This window comes from Pseudomonas sp. URMO17WK12:I12 (genome assembly GCF_000514395.1).
GTDB classification, from domain to species: domain Bacteria; phylum Pseudomonadota; class Gammaproteobacteria; order Pseudomonadales; family Pseudomonadaceae; genus Aquipseudomonas; species Aquipseudomonas mucoides.
Window position 1 is genome coordinate 228,344 of the sequence record NZ_AZVV01000007.1, and the last position, 22,347, is coordinate 250,690.

The 22,347-nt window shown below is 55.2% G+C and carries 7 protein-coding genes; 3 read left to right on the forward strand and 4 right to left on the reverse strand.

Annotation, left to right across the window (positions count from 1 at the left end):
* Window positions 1–58 precede the first annotated feature (58 nt).
* A complete protein-coding gene (locus D882_RS0110315; protein ID WP_027923158.1) occupies window positions 59–4,540 on the reverse strand; it encodes a hypothetical protein in 4,482 nt (1,493 codons plus the stop codon).
* On the reverse strand, window positions 4,527–11,282 hold the full coding sequence (locus tag D882_RS0110320) for a hypothetical protein (protein ID WP_155953717.1): 6,756 nt from the start codon (window positions 11,280–11,282) through the stop codon (window positions 4,527–4,529). The genes D882_RS0110315 and D882_RS0110320 overlap by 14 nt, the downstream gene beginning before the upstream one ends.
* 1,537 nt (window positions 11,283–12,819) lie before the next feature.
* On the opposite strand from D882_RS0110320, the gene D882_RS0110325 reads away from it, so the two are divergent.
* Entirely contained in the window at window positions 12,820–15,624 is a 2,805-nt protein-coding gene (locus D882_RS0110325) for an ATP-binding protein (protein WP_027923160.1), read from the forward strand.
* Between the two features lie 161 nt (window positions 15,625–15,785).
* Here D882_RS0110325 and D882_RS0110330 read toward each other — a convergent pair whose 3' ends face one another.
* Window positions 15,786–15,965 (reverse strand): hypothetical protein, encoded by a 180-nt coding sequence (locus D882_RS0110330; protein ID WP_027923161.1) that lies wholly within the window; start codon window positions 15,963–15,965, stop codon window positions 15,786–15,788.
* A gap of 898 nt (window positions 15,966–16,863) precedes the next feature.
* Window positions 16,864–17,430, reverse strand: coding sequence for a UvrD-helicase domain-containing protein (locus D882_RS1000000133515; RefSeq protein WP_371258945.1), 567 nt, complete (start codon window positions 17,428–17,430; stop codon window positions 16,864–16,866).
* Window positions 17,431–18,050: 620 nt separating this feature from the next.
* Here D882_RS1000000133515 and D882_RS0110345 point away from each other — a divergent pair.
* Both D882_RS0110345 and D882_RS0110350 read left to right on the forward strand, forming a co-directional pair.
* Window positions 18,051–20,189, forward strand: coding sequence for an AAA family ATPase (locus tag D882_RS0110345; RefSeq protein WP_027923162.1), 2,139 nt, complete (start codon window positions 18,051–18,053; stop codon window positions 20,187–20,189).
* Window positions 20,189–21,970, forward strand: coding sequence for a UvrD-helicase domain-containing protein (locus D882_RS0110350; RefSeq protein ID WP_027923163.1), 1,782 nt, complete (start codon window positions 20,189–20,191; stop codon window positions 21,968–21,970). Before D882_RS0110345 ends, D882_RS0110350 begins: the two co-directional genes overlap by 1 nt.
* Window positions 21,971–22,347: the final 377 nt, after the last annotated feature.

The following is a 22,347-nucleotide window of genomic DNA, read 5'->3' on the forward strand; positions in this document are numbered from 1 at the left end:
ATTTACTATTTGATCGACATTAATTTGTTGAAGTTGCCTTTTTGAAGGTTTGTAACCTTCATTTTGGAAGTGGCTCAACAATCTCCACTAGGCCTCCAGCTCGTCTCGACCACAGATCAATTGTCATATTAAGTACCCAACGACGCTGTTCGATCTTTCCAGTGTAGTCGTCTCGCTGCCGCGCGCTTTCTCTTACCCGAATTCCATAGTTGCGAAGTCTTCGAGAATGGGGAAGTCGTCCCTTCCACTCCCAAATGGTCCTTCCAGATGCCTGAATTGGCGGAAGGTCAGCCACGTAGAGCTGATCTATCCTCCCCCTTGCCGGCACCCACAGATTGCCGATTCCAACGGCCTCGTTGTGCAGCACAGTCACTTCTAGCTTCGGAGATGTGGCGAGATCTTCGTCGACCATCGGCCCCTCTATTCTGAGAACGAAATTGCGAGAGTCCGAGAATTCGATACTGCCGTGGCGCCAGGGAAGAAGCCATATGTCCCGGCCAACTGCAGGAGAGAGTTGAAGCCCCTCGACGGCATGCTTCTGGTAACGAGCCAAGCCCAGATGGACGAACGGCATGTAAGGCGCTCCGGCAGCCAAATCGGCTCTTCGTTGAGCGGCGTTCTGCGGGTCGAGTACGACGTCGCAATAATAGCCTTTCTTCTCGTCCAAGCTGGGTTCGTGCGGGAGTATGTCGACGGGGACTCCTCCGTCTCCTCCGATAGCAGAACTTCCTGGTCTCTGCGCCTTGAGGATCCCGCGTACGACAGTTTCACCGCTGCGGAAGCGCTCAGGTCCCAAGTGGCCACGGGTAACCGAGTTGTGAAGTGGATTACGCCCTTCCATCGTGAATCCATCAGCGTAGGGCTCGAATTCCGGCGTGAAGAGATCACAGGGATCGTTTCCATCCACCCGGAAAATGACTCCCAGTTTCTCGCCCTCGCCGGACACATAAACATCAGTGCCCAGCTCCATGCGTATCCTACTGGTACGTGTGAACGAAAACCGCCCATGACCATCAGATCGATAATCTTCCTTCAGCATGAAGGAGATCCCTGCAACGATTGGGGGGGGTGGGAGAAAGGTGCATGGCACCCATATCTCGTGTGTAGCCGAGAGGCTCTCGCAGTCTTTGACGCTTGGGAAGTAGTCGGTGAACCGCGACGTGGCAACCAGCCTCGCTACGAGGCGCCGTGCGCGACCATCGGGGAACGAGTGGGCAAGCCGCCGCGGCACTAGTTGGTTGTTTAGCAGATCAAGACGGGTGGCCGTTGTCGCGCTGTCAATGTCGGACACATCGAAAAGCAGGCATGTGCTGGAGCCGGGCTTGTATCGATAGCTCTTTGCGGAGTTCTTTTTCAAATACTCGGGTCCATGCTCCTCCCAATGCGCCTCGCAACGTAGCTTACCCGTTGCTGCTGGGTCGACGTTGACGCACCCGACGAAGAAACACGTTGATCCACCTTCGTCGCTTTCCCAGCGGCTATACCGATCATTGTGCATCGCCCAGCGCGCAACCACCACATCGATCCACTTTCGATCCGAGCTCGTTGAAGAGTCGGCAGCGACAGTCACGACAACAGGTGTGATCGCTCCCTGGTCGACAATGAATGCAGGAGCTTCTGGTCGTTGTTGAGCATGAACTAGCCTGATGGCCTGCAAGCCATTGAGACTTGAGATGACTTGCTGCTGAAGCATGACTGCAAGCAGAATCTCAGCCATTTTCTCCGGGGGCTGACTGGCTGGCGTCAGACCTCGGGTGTGCTCGAGTAACACCTCCCCTATCAAATGATTTTGGAGCAAGACGGCAGGTGTTGGCTCGGCAACGGCCATCGCGCTAATCACCGTGGCCGGCTGTATCGACACCACGATTCGTCGGACCTTGACACCGTGGTATGTGTAGGAATCCTGATTCACAGTGACGCGTGGCTTAATGGAATCTGCATTGATCCGGCGAAGCTCAAGCAGCACAGGCATGGCTTGGCGAGGTCGCTTCCCATCCGTCCAGAATGGGGTTGGCAGCTTCATCGTCGGGCTTACGAAGTCTGCCGGAGTCTGGGTCGCGAGGTGCAGCCGGAGAAACTGTGAGTTGCTGTCCGGGTAATATTCTCTCTGCGGTTTTGGCGAGGTAATGAACTTCAGCACCTGGCCACGGCTGTTGCTATCCTTCGCAATGGGCGACGTTGCAATCCTTCCCCCCATGGCGAGTGGGAAACTGCCTCCACCTTGTCGCCAGAGTACGCCGACGTCTGCTCTAAAGGCGCCTGCCGGTGCATCCTCAATGACCCCCCGGAACTGATCTTGCTGCTCCGCCTGATCGAAATTGACCGCGTCCGGATAGAAGAACCTGCGAGATATCAAGGTGGAAGAGTCACCCGATCGCACGACAAGCACGAGAAGGGACTCGCCCTGCAGGTCCTTCTCCCGCGCAAAGGTAACCATGCTGCTGTCATGCGGTAGAAGTATGAGCGGCGCCGGGATCTTGTCCGGCCGTCTGAACTCGAAAGGCGTCCCCGCGGAACCGCCAAGAACATGACCATATTTATCCTCGGCATGCGCGGCAATGGCATCCCGCATATTTAATGCCCACCCGCCGACATACGAAGCCACGAGACCAACTATGTAACGGCGACCGTCTCGCAGGGGAGGCGGCCGGTAATCGACTTCACCGTGGGCCGGCGGGTCAGGGAGGTTGTACGTTCGCGAGACCGCGAGATCCTCACTGACGCTTATGGAGGCGCTCGCGCTGGCAATTTCAGTAGGCAGCGCGACCGTCAGGCTCCCGCCATGCCAGGAAAACAGTTCTTGCGGCATTGAAACTACGGGCTTGGTAAGTCCATTTTCGTCCGTTGTCTCCTGCTGTACAGGGATGGTTTCCGTGATTCCAAACTCCCTTTCCGGGGAGACGTTCTTTTCGATGAATTCTAAATTGATCTGCTGTTTGGAGCGAAATGTGATGCTTCGCCCCATAGCTGTTCGCCACTCGGTTGCGAGAGACTTGAGGTCTGGCGTCTGCTGCCGGGGAATCGCGAACATGACGGAATAACCGCGAAGAAGATCCGCTGCGAAATTGATGTGCTCGTCTGGATCGCTTTGTAACAGCTTCAGGCGCTTCACTGACTGCTCGGAGGCAGAATGGATGCTTCTGTCAACCAGAGCGATAGCTCGACCAATAGGATTCGGCTCGCTTCGTGTCGGCACATTTCCTTCACGAAGTGCAGCAAGCGCTTGGCGAGCGAAGTCCATCCGCCGAATGGTCGAGTTGACCGTGTCTATCGCATGCAACGCGTAGCGCGGCTCGCCGTCGAACTGCGTCCGCAAACGGATCACGCCAGCAACAATCGAAGCATTCGGTACAGCAGCTCTCGCAATTGCTTCTGCCTGGTCGCAGGGGCCGAAGAAATTCGGGCCGCCCTCACCTCCATGTACGAATGCGGTCCATCCCTGCCCTCCCGGTGCAGTTCCGTCAAAGGAGACGGCCACCGCTCCATATGAAGCCCCCTCCTTTATCTGCCCAACTGCCAAATCCCATTGCTCTCTCGTGATTCGAAGTTCAGCGTTCACCGCCAGAAAGGTGGCGATGCTCGGAGACGTTAAAATGCTGGAGAATTTTCGGCGGGCGATCTCCTTTTGTGTGCTCAGGGGAAGGGGGTTGACTATATCGCAGTGGACGTTTCGCGCTAGAGCGAACTCTTCCAGTACGTTGTCCAGACGACCAGGTGAGGCTGCCGCCAAACTACTAATGAGATCTTCAAGAGCCACGCTCGCTGTCCCGTCGAGCTGCTCTGCTCGATGGCGAGCCATCATTTCTGCAACCGAAAACCGTCCTGCCCTTAACTGTGCCATGGCGGTGTTGGCTGCAAGTGAAACCCCCTCCTCGCTGTGTATGTAGCTGCGCAAAATATCACTGTGGGCCTGACGTATCTTGCTGAGTTCGGCGCTTTCAATCGTTTCGCCAGCCTTATCGAGCGCCGACCCAGGCGGTGACCATTTTCTGAGACGCTCTTTATCAGATGTGAGCTGCCTTGCGGCGATTGATCCGTGCTCCAGCTCTTTAAGAACCCGAGTTCTGTAATCGATATGAAGTTCAGTTGCGAGGAGGTGGGAGTCTATCAATGGCGAGATGCCCGAACTGCTCGCAAACGACGGTCCGCTCAAAGCGTCCTCCCTAAGAGCATCGATCAGGTCGGTCACCTGACCATCCTTGAACGTCTCACCCCAGAGCGCGTCGGCCGCCGCCGCTGCACGATTGCTCCAAGAGGTTGAGGCAGCAATCGGTAGCAGCTGTTTTTTTGCAAGGAAGCCGCCTTTCGTGGTCACATCCCCCAGATGGACATGGATCTGCTTGAGCTTTGTCCGGAGTTCCTGAGGCCAGATCGCGAGATTGACAGTGTCCGTGTTGAGGTAGCCTCCGAGCTCTGGCGGCACTGGCGTGATCTGCAGGCCGAGCAGCATATCCCCGTTAGGCGCCACCCCATGTGGTACCACAAGGATGGCAACATGGGCTGGAACGTTGGACTGCGCATTTAATTCATCTGTTGTCATCGATCAGATCCAGTGCGATGTGTCGGCGATATTTTTTCCAGGCGCGGTTCTTGACGGGAGCGCTTGTGCCTATCGTGAATTTCGGTTTTTCGACCGGACGACCAGCGCTCTTTCCGTTAAGGGTATTCGTATGAAGTTGGTGCTGGCTTTTTCCGTTACCGCCAGGTCCGGCGATGTGACGCGTGGCGGTCACGGAGTAACGGACGCTGAAGAAGCCTACCTTGAAGGAAAAGCTGTAGGTTGCAGACCCATCCAGATTCCCCTCTGGCGAATGCTGAAGAACGATGCGGATGAAAATCGAAAGCGAGAAGCAGGCAACGTGACCTTCGCCGACAGCCTCCACGATCGCCTGAATCGTCAAGCCAGGACCGCGTTTGATCATCGCAATGCCAGTCGAAACTCGACCGGAACCTGTAAGGAATGAAAAATTGAACGCAACTGCGGCGCCGAATACGAATGAAAGCGCAAGTCTGTCAATCGATCCGCGGGCGTCCATTTCAATCTGGAGATAACCACCGCCACCATAAGGTGGGCAGGCGATGATGAACGGCCGTTCCTCGCTTGCGAAATTGAACCCAAACCTCGCTGCTCCCGGCCCGAATGGAAGATCGGCGAAGACATCGATCGCTATGTTCATGAATTGCAGGTTGCCGACCATGATCAGGTCGCTGGCGAACTGGTAGCCCACGCGAATTCCGCTGAGGGAGGGTACGACGTAGACGCCGTTTCCGCTCGGCGCCATCCACGCCCTCAACTCGTCGAGAAACTTGAGATATTTGCCAAGCTCGACTGAAAGCACCTGCACATCGAAGGCGGTCTTCCTGCCCGTACCGCCTGAGAAAGTCGCTGGGGCGAAGTGTATCGTCGCCATATCCGGAAGCATGATGGCGAAAGAGTGCAACCTGCCGCTCATCTCGGCGGTGGACGTGTTCGAAATAAAGTCGTAGCTGATCTGTGACGAAAGGGTCAGATGGTTGGCATCAATGTCTCCCGGAGAATTTGTTTCAATCTTGAAACAGTCACTCGACCCAAGCTTGGTGTTCCAGTTATATCCGGTCTTGATCTGGGTAGGAACGAACTGTTTTATAGCGTCATTGAGTTGTTTCCTGAGCGCGTCGGCTTGCGCACGAATGCTTCCACCGATGAGTTGGTCGATATTGCCCTGGAAGAACACATCGACCACGTGAAGGAGCTGATCGAACAGCTCAAGCAACGGGATGTGTTTCGCCTGCCATTCTTTAATGACAGGGCTCACGGCAGCAAGTGCGTCGTCCACCGTTCCTGCAGTTCCAACATCCTTAAACGCTTTCACTTCGATATCCAGCTTATCTATCGAAGAGAACAAATCTCCAGGGGCAGCGAGGCTGATCAAGTAGCTCAAGATCGGATCGGTCTTGATTTTGCTGATTACCCCGCGAGCGCTCAACGCGACAGCGCCCTCGAAAGTTGCGAGCGCTTTGGCAGTCTCCTTGAGAAGCGGCAAGGTCGCTGCCTCGACCTTCATCAGAGTGGTATCGGAGAACATCACCGTCTGCAGGAGAGATGCAGCCAGGCGGCGCTCATCCATGATGTAGTCGGCAGAGATACGTGACACGATCTCGACAAGAGTGGCTGGGTCGGCGCTGGCAAGCTGTTTGCGGAGATCGTTTGCTGCATCCTCGACGCTACGCAGTCGAGTATCGAGGCTGGTAATGTAGCCCGTAAATTGACCGAGGTCACTTTTGAGCTTCGTCGCTGCCGTTGAAACACTGGTCCACGCCCCTGACCTGCCAACCTTACCTATCGTCGTAAGGTCCAACAGCAGATTGCGCACCAACTCTTCTACGTCACTAACGGCTGGAATACCAGCACGTTTCGCAGCGTTATTGGCGATCGTCATTTTTTGCAGCGCTCGACCAATCTCAAGCAGCGTAGGCACTGTTGCATTGCGTGCGATGATGGCGTGGTCAACGGACTTTACCAGCACCGCCCCAGCAGCACATGCGTCGGTCGCCGCCAGATTGCGCAGCGTTGACCTTGCCGACTCAAGTGTTGCGATAAGTTTTACCAGATCATTCGCTCGTAGCAGAAGCTCCTTTCGAGCTTCATTGAAAGCCTTCACCGCCTGTGGCGGCGCGGTGGGCGCTGGTACATCCGCCGTAGTCTCGATGAGATCGGCTATGCGCTGGGCAATCGTTGCGGAGTCGCCAAGAAGTCCGTCCCCAAAAGCGGCTGCCGACGCCAAGGCGCCGTTAGCGCCTTGGCACCATCCGGACAGTTGGGTGGCCGCCCGTGATATGCGGCTCGTCGCCTCGATGTCCACGACCCCCGTCAGAACGGTGACCAACGTATTCGTCAGGAGTTGGGACTGACGATCGGCTTCGACTGCATACTGGCTTAGCCTAGCAATTGCTGCGTCGCTTGCTTCTTTCACGGCCAGCTCGGCCGCGGAGGAAATAGGTTCGATCGCCGCCCCCACGAAATCAGAAAGAATGGCTTCTACCGTATTTTCCGGCGATGCGATGAACCAGTCCGGGTGTTTTGCAAGAGCTCTGCGAAACTCATCTGTGACGGCCGCTCTGAACCTGGCTGGCAGCCTTTGCAGATAGTCTCTCAGGCTGTCTGGGCTGGCGTTTGTTGGGGTCGGGAAGGTTCTAAGGGTCACCTCGACGGCCGATATCAGCTCGGACGCCAGGACAGCCTGCTGGGTCAGCTCCGAAATTTTGCTTGTCGTTTTCGGATCCAGACGGCTGTGGATGGCGTCCTCAGCCTGGCGCAAGAACGCCGCAAATCGGCGCTCCAGGGAGAGTCGCCCCAGTATGACGTGACCACGTAGTCCCTGAAGCAGATCACTTAACAGGGTTGCAATATCAACGAGAGGCGCACCGATCTGCTCGTAGGCAAATGCCTTCGCCAGTTCAACTCTGGCAGACGGATCGAAAAGCAGTTTCGTCAGGTCGCCAGGCGCGACGGGGCGACCAAGCCACAGTTCGAGTTCATCACGGGTTGCAGATTCAAAGGCCGGGATCAGCGTGTTCTTAAATACATTTTGTGCGACCGCATCGAGGAGGCTGCCGAGGCCTCCCCTCAGCCCGTTCTGCAGCAATTGCCACCACTGCTTAGCCTCGTCGATTACCTTCTCAAACGATTGAGGTACAGGGTTCTCGATCAGCGTCGCCACCGCAGAAGTGAATGGTCGAACAGCAACAATGGCCTTGCTCGCTTCTACCGAAAGTGCTGCTAGCTTCGAGGCCTCGCTGACGGCACGAAGCGCAGGTGGGACGCTTGACTTCGCTTGTTTGTATGAATTGTAGAAGTCTGGATAGAGCGCCGCGAAACTCAGGCCAGCGCTCGCAAGAGTTTGGTCGAGTTGTTCTATCGCTGCATCGAGTACGCCGCAGGTCTCTGCCCTTGGGGCGCAATTGCCACCGCTGTTGAAGGCGACCTCTGCGTAATCGGCGGCAACTCTGGCAATTTCCTTGACAGCGTCAAGGGTCGTCTCCCCGGCTTTGTCTACTCCGTATAGAAACTGCTCCACAAGCTTCGGTCCCTCGTCGAGCGTATCCTCAACCCCGACCAGGATCAGATCTATCAGGTTCACGCCAAGGATGACGAAAGCGCCATTGAAAGCTTCTTTCGGATCAAACTTGTTCAGTTTGGCATTTCCGAAATCGAAGGCCAGTTCGGTCGAACCAGACCCCATCGATTGGACGAGTCCTTTCGTACTGGCCTGACGCTCCGAACCTCCTACGACCCCATTACGTCGAGACAGGGCTGCAACGAAGGAGTTCGGTTGGGCGACACCAACTGTCGTGTCGCTGACGCCAACGAGACTAAAGGCGATTTTGGGGCTGATGACGTTCAGGAATATTTCCGAATCATCTTTCGCTCCGGTGAAACCATTCTGCACGTATGCCACATCAGGCATGCACTCGATTAATCCTTGGGGGGCGCCAACAATGCGGTCAACGCTCTGGACCGAGATTTTCGTCCTGCGGACACTAGGGTAGAAAGGCGGCTGGTCAGCGCCATTCATTCTCGCGTCCATTATGTAGGACTGCTGCCCGCCCAAGAAGCGTCCTCGCGCCACGAGAAGCCAGCTGTCAGTGTCGAAGCTGGTATCAACCTTGTCGCTGTGATCTGCGTAGCGCCGGCGTGTGCCATACAATCGGGCAGTGTTGGCCTCGGGCCAGCTTGGGCGGGACACGCTAACGCCAAGCGCCTCTCGATTGTAAATTTCGACTACGGCCCCGACGATGTTGTCGAGACCTATCACGCCACCGTCCAGGAAGATCATCCTTGTCGCCATCGGCGTGGCGTCGCGCTCAATCTGCACCTTCCACTCCAGATCTCTTGTCTCGGTCGCGTTGATCTTGATGCGCGGCCAGAAGATAGAAAAACGAGGCAAGTTGTGCTTCAGAGTCAATTGGTACAACTCATCCGGGACACTTTGCGGATCGACCAGCACCGGCGTCTCCTCAGTGAGAAGCGTGACGCTTGACGCTGGCCAGTCGCGTCCTCCATCCGGCTGATTCAGTGCCGGAAAAGCTTTCTCCGGACGCCGGCTGATAATCCTGCGACGCTCTATGTTTACTCCGACCACCGAGCCTGGATGTTTCGGATCTGGAACATATCCACGCTTCTGCGTGGTCAACAGCGTTGCTCGGAACCCGATCGGAAGCAGGAAGCCGGTCTCTGCCGAGATGATCGTCTCGTCCTGGCCGAGGAATGTGGAGAAAAAGAGTCTCTCTAGTGCAGTACCCAAAACCGAAACAACTTCTCCACGAGGTGGCGGCCTGAAGTCGAGCGCGGAGGTTGGCTGGTACATTGGCGGTCGGCCTTTCCACTCTGCCCGACCTGTTGCCCCGAAAGCCGTGACCGCGATGTCGGCATGGTCGAACGGAGTGTTCAAAGCGATACCCGTTTCCGGTGGAGGCGGATTCGCCGGCGCCTCACCTGGAGGCCTCTGTTTATGCAGCTCGATGAGTTGATCTAGTTCGACGAGGTATTTGTAGGGCTTAGGGCGGACAACGTTACCGCGTGGGACTTTGGCCAGTTCCTCGTTGATTCCAGTCGATCTATTTTCGGAAAGGCCGCGCCGAAGTGCGGGAAGCGCGCCAATAGAGGTCTGTGCGATCAGGCCCCAGTCCCGCTGCACGAGTGAATCCGGCGTGGGTGAAGGGAGGACTCCCTCATGCAAGCGCCACGACCAGATAGCGCGCATTCTGGCATCGGAATTTCTTCCGAAGCGGATACTGAAGAGCTGCCACAGTCCCGCTAGCGGTTGCTCCGGGAACTCCCAGATTGTCTTCGGTCCGGGGGAAAAAACCAGTTTATCCACCAGTTCGAATGCCGTCTCGTCAAAGGCAGGAGGCCGAAGTGTACGACCGATGTGCTCAAGCACATCGGCAAGATTGCCTTCCAGAGCATCTTCCTCGAGGCCCATTGCCTCCAGTTGAGACCTCAGGCTGTCTCCGGCTCGGGCCCGCGGAGTCACCGAGAGATGACCGGTAAGGGCTGACCAGTCAGTCAGAGCCTCGATCGTAAGCGGTACTGTGCGCCAAGGGGCTTGTCGCGCGTTCTGTCGATCCAGTTTGAATACGATCCGGGACGGTCTGGCTATACTGGTGTATTCATCTTTGGGAACTGGGCAGCCGCTTCCATCAAAGGTCGTCACCGACTCGGTTACATGCTGGGGAGGCAGGACCAGCGAAATTACTGCAGGTTCGCAAATGCCATTCCTGCGGACCCGTCGGAGAAAGGATTGGCCATTCCAACGTCTGCGCAGCTCAAATCCGCTGAACTGAAATGTAAGGTTGAGAAGATCAGTGCCTCGGCTGATCTGAACCTTAGTGCCGTTTAGGTGAATTGTAGATACGTCGTTTCCTTCGATCAGCAGTTTTGTGTTCGCGTTGTCAGAACCTGTCAGGAGGATGGAACTCCTGCCCTCTGAGACAACAACTGCTTCGTTGCCATCGCTAAGCGGCAAGTACAACCGTTCGACTTTAAGCGCTGCCTCAATGGCATTAGTGGCGCCTGGACGGAATACCGCCTTGAAGACGGGCACATCGTCCCCACCACAAAGCTGCGCACTCCCCCCCTTCAGGCCAACCCGGAACGGAATTCTGGAAACCTCTCCGGATACGGCAATGAAATTGGCTTCAATCAGGCTCGCCGCATAATCAAGACTTAGCTTGATCTCAGGTGTGCCATCGGTGGACGCTTCCAAGTCAGCGGCACCAATGAACAACACTCTCTGGGATTTGCCTTGTCCTGTTCCGGCGAAGTCCCCCTCCACAGTCTGACAAGACCGCGGGCGGATCGCCACTATCCCGCTTTCTCCCTTGCAGGCATATTGCTTTGATTGAACGATGGGATCGGAAAGAAGGAATGCGGTCGTATTCTGTCCCGGTGCAAAGGCGGGCAAGCCATTCGCGGCTTGATCTCGCCGAGTTACCGTAAGGATCAGACCTGCCCCCTCGGCCTGGACCTGCCCGGCCATGGTCGCAGGTGCCTGGAATTCAAGCGTCAGCATCTTCGTTGGTCGGACGAGCAGCCTGCCGGCTCCAACGCGAAGCTCCCCCGTTCCTGCTAAGAATTGAGCGGCGCGAGAGGGGCCGGCGAGCGGAGCGCCTCCCAGCCATGCGTCCAATGGCAATTCTGCGCTGAAAGCCACTGATGGAATCTCAATGCGGCAAGTCCAGTCCCTACCCGCCGCGCGCATTGTCATCAGAAAATCCACACGAAGATCGGTGCCTGGCATCTCTGCTCGTGTGAGCCTCACGACAAGCTCCGACTGCTTCTGCCGGATGCTAACCCTTGCGCGCGATCCGAAGGCCTTCGGTTCAAACTCCCAGATGAGGCCGCGATATCGAAGGTGAAATAATCCCGTAAAAAGGTGTGCAACCGGATAGGAGGGCTCCGTTAGATCGAGCGCCCCCCTGACCCATGCGGCGCTCGGGGCTGCTGCGGTTGCACCTAATGCCGCGATAAATGATCGCCGGGTGAGACAGGCTGCGTTGGCTGCGGAAGCCAGCGGCCTGAGGCGCGTCGACAGCCAGTCAAGTAGTCTGCGGTCTTCTTTCATGCGCCCTCCTATCCGTCCGAGCGATCGTCCTCACAGCTACTGAGCCAACTTCTTACTCACCTTCTATTTCTTCGCGGTTGCCTTTCTAGTAGGTATCTGGCCAACACATCTCATGACTAAGCTGTTCCGCGGAGACAGCTACATTATGGAAACGAGCAAGCATGACTAGACAAGTCAGTCCAGTGCCGACTACTTCGGGTGGCAATTCGGCGGCTGTATCGTCGCCCTCACCAACAATGGCATCCATAGGTGTACAACTCGCTTCTGTATCTGACGAAGAGACACAGAAACGAGCGTAGACCAGGAATATTCGGGTGAATTAAAAGCGTTTAGATCATAATGCTATCACGGCAATTTCTGGTTAGAGGCCAATGAGGATTACCCCCCCCCCCTTTTTGCCCCTAGAAGAAGTCTCAACACTTAGTCCAAGTCAGCTTTGACTGGGTTTTTAGGAGTTCTCATTGATCGAGAAAAGCGTTCTGCGAACGTCGTCGTAGTGGCTTTAGATGCTAGCGGACTCAGGGGCGTAACAAGGCTCACATTCGCATGGCGAGAACTGCTCCAATAGCTCACACGGCTAGCCTCCCAGGTGTGGCATCGCGGTACTGATAAAGTAGGACTGCCGTAGCGCTGAACTTGCTGCGATTAGTTGGGCGCCAATCGCCGAAGTCTGCCGGCGAAGCTGGCAATCTAGATAGATCAACTGCTGCCGCACCGGTGCATGCCGACGTGAGTCACGCAAAGTGACTTCGCCGGAGGCTTACGAACCAAGAATCTAGAGAATGAAAGGAAATTCTTTTGCTTCAGAAACTCAAATCCATAGTGCGATCTATAAGAACCACTTTGACTGCAAAAAGCCTCTGCTCGGTAGGCGTGCTGGTAGCGGTTGTTGGCTTCCTCAGCGACAGCTCCAGCGTGATCTCATTCATCAGCCATGCGTATTATGGCTGAGACTGCATCGGCCAGAGCAATTACTGCGTCCGGAGCTACGAAGCCGCACTGCGCTTACTTTTCCCCAAACGCATGGTTAGCAGTCATCAAGTCAACGTAAAGACAAAATGATCGCCGTGTTACGCTAACGGGTTAAGGTAAAATACTTTGGGCAATTGGCTTTGGTGGCAGGAAACCAGGGTTACCAGGACGGATAGGTCGAGATCAGGCGATGGTTACGTCGGCCCGTTGCTGCACTAAATCTGATGGTTAGGGGGAGTAAATGGCTCAGTTTGTTCGAAAGCGTATTGTCAACGATTTGATCGACGAAATCGTCGAAATCGATGCTGTGTCACTCGAGTTTGTAGGCCACAGAATACTCGAAATCATTGAGGGTACTCCCCTTATTCATCGTGGCGTCAACAAGGACCACAAGCCGGTCGGGTACACCTTAGATACCTACTCCCATGATTTCAAAGTAGTGGGCGAGTACAGTACTGAAGATAAATACTTTATTGGTGTAAAAGCCGCCGATGAGAGTATTCAATTTGAAAAAATTGGAAATGATTTGACCCATGTCTTAGAGCATTGCGCTGGTCGGATTCCCGAGAGAATCTACTTGGTCTCTAGCGAAGAACAGCCGGCGTCTTTCCGCGTCAAATTTAACACAACCCAGTTGGCCAAAGATTACTCAGAACGGATCCGGTTTCTGAGCGCGCGCGATCTCGCTGAGCAGATATTCGATGCGTCCGTGAGCAATGCCAACCACGCCGATTTTTTTTGCCAGTATTTTCCAGATTTTGGTCAAAATCTTGATAATTACGAATACTTTGGCCGTGTGCCGCCAGCTTGTGCGGACTTCAAAGCTGAAGAGATTTTCTTTCGTCAGATTCGCGAGCATTTCGCAGCCGGCCATCAGATCTGCGTGCTACATGGGCTCAGCGGAGCGGGTAAAACGCAAGCCGCAATTAATTATGTTCGGAAGACTCTGGACGAATACGAAAACTATATCTGGATTTCCGGAGAGGATTGGAAGCCAGATGTAGCCCTTAGCGCGATAAAACGGGTTCGCGGCGGGGTCGCCATCAACGTTGCGGGGATATTCAATGCCTCGAAAACGCTGCTTATCGTAGACGACCTGACTCGTGCTCTGCAGCCCAGCCAGCTTGAGGCAGAGCTGGCTGCCGGGTTCGGTCGTGGCGGCAGAGTGCTGGTGACTTCTCAGATTGGAGCAACTGGTAAGGAGGAGGCCAGGATTTGTGTCCCGATCGAGCGAGTCTCCCATAAAACAGCGTTTCAGATTTTAGATGAAAGCGAGGCAACGGCTACTGACGCTTGTCGGAGGTTTGTTGAGGAATGTCGATTCTCACCGCTCATTCTATCAATCGTGCGAAATCTTAGTGACGAGGACGATATATCCAAAGAAGATTTGTATCGAGAGGTGCTTGAGAACCCTGTTGAAGCACAGCAAGCAGATGGCACCTCCATACTGTCACTGATGCTGGGTAAGTTGAGCCCGGAAAACCGAAACGCCTTGGTCAAGATCGCCAATGGTGGCTGCAGAACCTACGAAATAAAATTTCTCAACAGCTTCATTGGAACAATGACGCGAGCGGCGCTCCAAAGATTGGCAATTCTCAGCCGAACTGCGACCTCTTCAACCGTTTCCGTGCATGAGCTTATTTGTCGGGCCGTACGGACAGCTGAGGACGACGGCGTTCTGGCCACCGCCATCGAACAGTATGTAAGTCGCAGTCACGGTGAAATGGTTCCGAGCATGTTGCGCCAGATCCATTTGGCCGTCGCTCAACTCAAGGCTGCGAATCACCGGAGAGGGAACAGGCCGCCTGATTGGCTGACATACGCACTCATGCAGGTTGACCCTGCCAAGCATATAGCTCCAAGTTTGCAGGCAACCTCAGTCACTGGTGATATGCCGATGGCGCAGCTGCTGTGCGTCGTAGATGCCAAGGAAGGATACGCCTATACCCTCGCTCAGGAAGACCGCGGCGCGTATTACGAGCGATGTGCTGAGGAATATGGCCAAGCTCTCGAATTTGCATCTGATCCGGACGTGCGAGCAGAGCTAATGCACCATCAAGGAAAAGCGTTTCGTCGATGCGCTAAGCCAGAGCTGGCGCTGGATTGTTTCAAGCGCTTGCTGGCTGAGAAACCCGATTGGCACGCCGCTCACGGTCAGGTTGCCCATTTGGGTACCCAGAAAGGTGTTTCGCAGACAATGGTGGCAGAGGGTGAAGTAGCCAATGGATATCTTATCGACTGCACTTTTGACTCGCCGGAGAAAGTTCCTCTGCGAGTTTCTCTAGCAGCCATTAGCCGGCTTAGGAGCTACTTTAAGCTTAGTAATGAAATTAAGGATGATGCGGCTAAGGTTCAACAGCTCGCCGATGTCGTTGCGCTTTCGGCGCTGGAAGGCTTCGATCAATTCTATGAGGCATTTCTGGCTCTCACTAGCCTATATGGGTATCACCACGGTGGTATTTGCCTTGCCCTCGCTGAGGCATTTCCAGAAATGCTGACGATTCGTCCTGACTCCGTAGAGGCGCGACAATGGTCGAATGCATGTGAGGGCCTGACAAATGTTGCCGTTGCGGCTCGCGCGGCTGGGAAAAAGGCGCTTGCCAACGAACTCAACGAAGCCGCCTGTAGCTTCGCAGATGAAGTCAGTCGTGGTGATCGGCTGACGTCTTACCTAGCTCGTGTGGTGGCCAAGACATATATTGAAGCTAATAGAGCTTCAGATGCCTTGGCGGCGATTGATAAGGTACCCCAAGACCGTGTTGATCACTGGGTACTCTATCAAAAGACCCGGGCTGAACTGGCCATGGGCACCCCAAAGCTTGCAATTGAATCTGCGAAGCTGGCATTGGCTCTGGTTGAGCAGGATAAAAAGGCACAAGGCAGAAGGAATATTTATCATGTTCAGCAAAGTCAATGCTGGGAGGCCTTGGGTGAAATAGAAAAGGCCGTAGCCAGTATGGCAGCGGCATGCGAACTCACCGCTGACCCCAAATACCGCGAACAGTTGGAATCTCAACTCCAAAAGCTGACCGCGAAATTGCCATAGCATCATCGCCTTGCTTGCGGCTCACACTGCTTTCTGAGTTAAGCAGCACGCGCATTCCACTCAACTAGTTTTCTGCAGTGGATGGGCTCTTGAGGTAGGCAAGCGAAAAGCCAGGTGATCCTGGCGCTTGTTTTATGGGGTTGGTGCTGCCGAGAAAGGCGTCAGTACTTCAAGAAGATATCTTGGAGCTGCTTGAGGTCGGTCGTTTTCGTTAAGGACAGTGCCATGAGGATTCTGGCTTTGGCTGGGTTCTGATCATCCACGACGATGAAGCCGTTCTTGTCGTCATCGGCTTTGTTGTTGCGCTTGATGGAGCGTGTGTCCTGATTAACGTAGTCCATGCGCCTAACTCCTGTCCTTTAGCAGATAACATAGAAGATTCCGCTGAAAGTCAGGCAGCCTACCTACGACGCCCTAGAGTGGGCGTCTCTGAGCAGATCACGAGTCGTCTTGCACCTCGGGTCATGGCCACGTACAAGTTGTTGGCGTCCATCTGGGCAGGGTTCAGAATGACGGCGATGTCGGTTTCCAGGCCTTTGGGCAACAGCGTGCTACCTACTGCACGTCTCGATAGTGGTCGCCCCTGAAGCCGGTTACGCTCACGCACGTGGAGGGCCGACTCGACAAGTGAGTGTGTTATGGAGGCGGCCATGCGCAATGCGCTCATGCATGCCCGGAAGACCTCTGGTCTGTAGAGGTGCGTGCCGGCCTGGCTCGCAAAGTTTTCGAGCAAATGAGCGGCTGCCCCAAGACTGGGTGCTTGTTGAAACGCCAGAGCTCGTTGCTCGATATCTGTGGGCGGCGTGCGTTATGGCCTGCACGGATGGTCGCAATACGTGTGGTGAGCGCAGCCTCGCCCACACCAGTCATGACGCTGGCAGCCAGCTCGATAACCCCATTCAACGCTCGGTCAAATGCAGGATCAAATGCTCTGGCGAAACTCATCATTTCAGTCAGTTCGACACTCTCAACCGCCGTGGCACCTGGTGTCTGACTGGAGAGCCGAAATCGGCTGGTGGGGTTTGCTGCGTCGCCGATGATGAGCGCAGACTCACCGTCCCTGAGCCGAACCAGCGCAGCGTTTCGACGTTGCGCATCAGCGGTTGCTGCACGGATGGGCACTCACTCAATTTCCGCCGGGCCGCCTCGAAGATCGATGCCCTCTCCCGCTGCCAACGGTTGGCGCAGGTCCAAGAGCCATCGGCCGAATTGTTCGGTATTGGCCCAGCGCCAGCGCCACTAAGTGTTGAGTGTTCCAACCGCTGGAAGATGAGGAATGACGGCAGTTGGCCAGCTCACCGGTGCGTTCCCGCGAAACCCAAAGATCGCCTGCATAGGATCGCCCATGACACAGGCCGGAATACTCTGGGCCAGCCACGTAACCATGGCATACTGGGACTGGTTACAGTCCTGGTATTCAGCTACGAGCAGTCGCGAGATCACATGGCTGATATGACCATTGCGCAGCAGATGGCCTGCAGCATTGCGAATGGCAGGATAATCGTGTGCCCGGTTCTCCAGCAGCAGGATCCGTGGATCGTGGCCGCTGCGCGCTGGAAACTTGCTGATCAGTCTCATGGCGAATCCATCAAGCGTCGCCACCTGGTATCGCGGGCTCTGGATTCGTGCACGTTGAAGACGTGCGAGCAACGCAGCCATACCTGCATTGGTATGGGGCTGGATCAGTACGGGCTTGGCCTCGCTATGGGCCGCCAGTGCGTCGGCGATCAATTGGGTCTTGCCGCATCCCGCCAGCGCCACTACCGAGCCACGCTCGACGACTGAAAGGTCGATTTCAGCCGGCATGCACCCACTCCTTGATGCCGTTGATGATCTGCTGAAACGCTGCATCAGACGTCACTAAGTGCGGCCCTATGATCTCCCTGCCGATGGCCTGGTAGGTAGTGACCGACATGTACCAGCCCTTTGACCGTATATACGTGAAGAGATGCGTAGCAGCGAGCGGGTCTCAATGGGGTAAGCGTTCCCGGCAGCACGGTGCTCCTGGATAGCCTGCAGAGTTGATCGCCCTTCCGATTTGGATTGGATCTGACTTGCAACGCGTTCAAGCTCATTCACCTCCAACGCTTTGACGATCAACGCATCAATGGCTAAGTCAGGCAGGCTGGCAAACAGCTCATCCTCTAGCGCCCTGCCCTGTCCTTAATTCGATTACTTTCTGCAGCTCGGAGCTACCTCTAAGGGCCCTCCAGACCTGTGAGTCGGGCGGCTAGTTGCTGTTCACACTCTCGAGCCCGCTTAAGTCTGCCAATGGCCTTAGGGAGCAACCGTCATCAGTCTCGCCGGAGCTCCCCCAAAAAAACCATGCCACCCAAGTCACCACGCCAGTCGTGGCATTGGATCCAGTGCGTTATGATCGCCTGCAATTAACCAAGGCTGCTCAGGGAGCGGCAGGCCGGAGAAACATGCACATTTCCAAACTAACCCTGATCAACTACAGGAACTTCAAGAACACGTCTCTCCGGTTTCACAAGGGAGTGAACACCATCATCGGAGAGAACGGCTCTGGTAAGTCGAACATCCTGCGGGCAATCCGCCTTCTGCTCGACGATACGATGGTGCGGGCTGCCTACCGCCTGGAAGAGTCTGATTTCAGCCGCTCACTCGGCCAATGGCAGGGCCACTGGATCATCATTAGTGTGGAGTTTGAGGAGATCAGCACCGACGAATCCGTGCAGGCGCTGTTCCTCCACGGTGCAGCAGTGCTGGACGAGCCCACCGTTCGTAAGGCGACCTACAACCTTATTTTCCGCCCGAAGAAAGAAATTCGATCGAAGTTCGCTGCGCTCGATGTCTGGGATGAAGACGAGCTAGCGCAAATCCGCAGCACGATTACGATCAACGACTACGAAACGATTTTCACGGGACGAAGCGAGGCCGACTTCAGCGACCCAAAAGTCTACAAAGAACTTGTTGGCGATTTCGAGCTGTGTGACTTCTCATCAGAAACGGAGTTTCCGGAAATCGGGTCGAAGGTACCCGGCTTTCTCTCCGTTACCAAAGAGGTATCGCTGACCTTTATCCAGGCTTTGCGCGACGTCGTTGCGGAATTCCACAACAACCGTACGAACCCGTTGCTTACCCTGCTCAAGAGCAAGAGTGGGCAGATCAACCCCGCCTCGATGGAGCCCATCACCGAGATGGTCCGCGAACTCAACACTTCCATCGAGGATCTGGAGGACGTTCAGTCGGTTCGTAATCATATTCGCGAGACCATCAAGGACGCCGCGGGTGAAACCTACTCGCCAGCGTCACTCTCGATCAAATCCGACCTGCCGGAAGAAGCCGATAAGCTTTTCCAGTCTCTTCGGCTTTTCGTGGGCGAATCAGAAGAGGGGTATGAAGGCGCGATTCATGAGTTGAGCCTGGGCGGGGCCAACCTCATCTACCTGACGCTCAAGCTGCTCGAGTTCAAATACCAGCGCGAAAAGATGGCCATGGCCAACTTCCTCCTGATCGAGGAACCAGAAGCGCACATCCATACCCACATCCAGAAAACTCTGTTCGACCGCATCGCGTACAGCGACGCGCAGATCATCTACACCACCCACTCCACTCACATCTCCGAAGTGAGCAATGTCAGCAACGTCAACATCCTTGGACGTCACGGTGCGCTCTGTGAGGCCTACCAGCCTGCCAAAGGCCTGGAGCCCGCCCAGATCAACAGCATCCAGCGCTACCTGGATGCGGTGCGTAGCAACCTGCTCTTCGCAAAAAGCGTGATACTCGTCGAAGGTGATGTGGAGGAAATTCTGATACCAATCCTCCTTAAGCAAGTGCTGGGGGTAAGCGTTGACGAGTTGGGCATCAGCGTCATCAACATTCGTAGTACAGGCTTCAAAAACGTAGCCGTCCTGTTCCACAACCTGCGCATTCGAAAGCGATGCGCCATCGTCACGGACCTGGACCAGACGTTCTTCGACATCACCATTCAGGCAACTGATACAGAAGCCATGACGAAGAGAAAAGCCAAAGCCGCTGGGTCACAGAAAGCCGGTTTAGAACGGCAGGCCGATTTGACGGCATTCACTGCGGGAAATCCATGGCTCGAAACCTTCTACGCCAAACACACCTTCGAGGTCGACTTTGTCGCTGCCGGCAACCATGAAGCCGTCGTTCAAACCCTTCCAGAAGTCTACAAGGACGATGACACCAGGGAGCTAGCGAAGCAGCAGCTCCAATCGGGGCATTTGAGCCAAATGGGCAGCCGGACGTTGACGATGGCCAAACAGGAGGGCAAAGGATGGTTCGCTCTCTTGCTCGCTGAATACATTACTCCCGAAGTCCAGATCCCGGGCTACATCCTGCAAGCCATTCATTTCGCACATGGCACGTTCCCCCTCCCCCTTCTTGCCCGAGTCTTCCAATATCGCGCGGAATGTCGGTTCGGATCCAACCCAGTGGATCCTTCGATAAAAAAGGCATTTCTGTATGACGTGGATCGCTTTGTACACGGGCATATAGACTTGGAAACACTCAAAGCGTCGATCGACCTCATGCTACCTGGGGATGCCGTCAACGACTTCCTTGCGGAAATGCAGTGATGTTCACTTGGGATCCGAAGGACCTCAATCCTGAGCAGGCGGCGGCTGTGATCGAGCCGTCGAGCATCTTCCTGATTGCATGCCCTGGCAGCGGTAAAACACGCACCCTGACCTACAAGATTGCCTACGAGCTATCTCACCGTACTGACAAGCGCATCGTTGTAGCCATTACCTACACCCATCGCGCCGCCGATGAGATTCAAGAACGTATCGAGGACCTGGGAGTCGACACCTCGGGCCTATGGATCGGTACGATCCATGCGTTCTGCCTTGAGTGGATCCTCAAACCATACGGCATCTATTCATCCGACCTGGCTCAGGGTTATCGCGTGATCGACACGCATGATCGCGAGCGTCTACTGGAGAGGCTATGCGCACCATATAAAGGTGTCACTCACTGGGATTGCGATTATTACGTCACCGAGACGGGCTATCAGCTTGGCTGTCCAGACAGTCGAAAGCACCCTACGATTCAACAGGTTCTGAATGCATACTTCGATGAGCTTTCAGCGAATCGACAGATCGACTTCGAACTGATTCTTTGGCACGCCTACACCTTGGTGCGGGACAGAGCCCACATCGCAGTTCTGCTGTCACGAGTGTTTTCCCACATCCTCGTGGATGAGTATCAGGACACCAAACAGATCCAGTACAGTCTCGTGACGTCCATTCTTCGTGCAGGCTGCGGACAGACCAAGACGCTCATCGTAGGCGATCCGAATCAGGCCATCTACGGCACACTGGGTGGCTACGCAATGCCGGTGGAGGAGTTCCGCACCCGAGCCGGGATCCCGATCAAGGAGTTGGCTCTCAGCCTCAATTACCGGTCCAGCGATCGAATCATCAACTACTTTTCGAACTACAAGGTGCATGAGACAAGTATCAACGGCGCAGGCAAACATGCCACGTTTCCCAGCCAGGTGACCTACAATTTGGATGCGACGCGAAACGACGTGCATGACGAGATCGTCAGGTTGATTCAGGCAAGCCTCTCCGACGGCAACACACCCGAAAATATTTGCGTTCTCGCTCCACAGTGGGTCTTGCTGGCCTCAACGACGCGCAAACTGGTGGCGATGCTACCCGACCAGCAATTTGACGGCCCAGGTCTTGTCCCTTTCAGCAACAACATCGATAACTTCTGGTTCAAGCTCTCCAAGATCGTGCTGACGGAGTCCTCCCCGAGACTGCTCATTAGGCGAATGCGCTGGGCAAGCGACGTAATCAAAGACCTCGATAGCTTTGGCGTCGACACCACACGGCTAACACCACGCGCCTTACTGCGGGAAAGCAATGCGCTCACAGTTGATGAAACGGATGGACTCCGCTATCTGGACCAGGCTTTCACCGATCTGCTCAAGAGACTCGATATTTCCCAGGACGTCTTTCCAGCACTCTCGACTCACCGAGAGGCATTTTTCAGCAGCTCGGCCGCGAGAATAGAGAGGCTGCAGAAGGACGGAGCGAGCTACATCAATCACGTTTCATTCTTCAAGAAAGTGTTTCGTGAACGAACTGGCATCACGGTTTCCACCATCCATGGTGTCAAAGGCGCCGAGTTCGACGTTGTCATCGCGTTTGGACTGCTGGAAGGTATGGTGCCGCACTTCAATGACCCGAATGGACAAATTGCGGCGAACAAGCTCCTGTATGTATTGAGTTCTCGCGCCCGTAAGCACCTGCATCTGATCTCGGAAAAGGGACGAAGCAGAGGACGTTATGGTGAGTATGGTCCGACCGAATCACTCACTGCTTGCCGCTTTGACTACGACCCTCACTAAGATCCTCTGCCACAGTGTCCAATTGGGGTACCAGCAGTGAGGAACCCTGCGGGGCCAAAGGCTTAACAGGCGGTTGGACGATCACTCTCGTCGAACGACGGGGCGCTCTGCCCCTCGCTCCTCCACTGCGCGCCTACGGGCAAGTCAACAGGCTGTTGCAGCATGAGCACATAACCGAATCGCCATTAAATTCCCTCTGAAGTCATCTATCAGATGCGCTGCAACATGACTTTTCCCTCATCGAACCGGGCTCGGAGCAAGAAGACTCTGTCCGTTAGATCCTGAACTTTTTCTTCGGAGTATTGGCGCATCCTGGTCGTATCTTCATCGTTTAATGGTGGGCCGGCACTAACGACCCTCGACAACCTATTGCAGAT

Coding starts and splice junctions, on each gene's coding strand:
- D882_RS0110315 (WP_027923158.1), bottom strand. CDS start 4,540: ATGACAACAGATGAATTAAATGCGCAGTCCAACGTTCCAGCCCATGTT.
- D882_RS0110320 (WP_155953717.1), bottom strand. CDS start 11,282: ATGCCAGGCACCGATCTTCGTGTGGATTTTCTGATGACAATGCGCGCG.
- D882_RS0110325 (WP_027923160.1), top strand. CDS start 12,820: ATGGCTCAGTTTGTTCGAAAGCGTATTGTCAACGATTTGATCGACGAA.
- D882_RS0110330 (WP_027923161.1), bottom strand. CDS start 15,965: ATGGACTACGTTAATCAGGACACACGCTCCATCAAGCGCAACAACAAA.
- D882_RS1000000133515 (WP_371258945.1), bottom strand. CDS start 17,430: ATGCCGGCTGAAATCGACCTTTCAGTCGTCGAGCGTGGCTCGGTAGTG.
- D882_RS0110345 (WP_027923162.1), top strand. CDS start 18,051: ATGCACATTTCCAAACTAACCCTGATCAACTACAGGAACTTCAAGAAC.
- D882_RS0110350 (WP_027923163.1), top strand. CDS start 20,189: ATGTTCACTTGGGATCCGAAGGACCTCAATCCTGAGCAGGCGGCGGCT.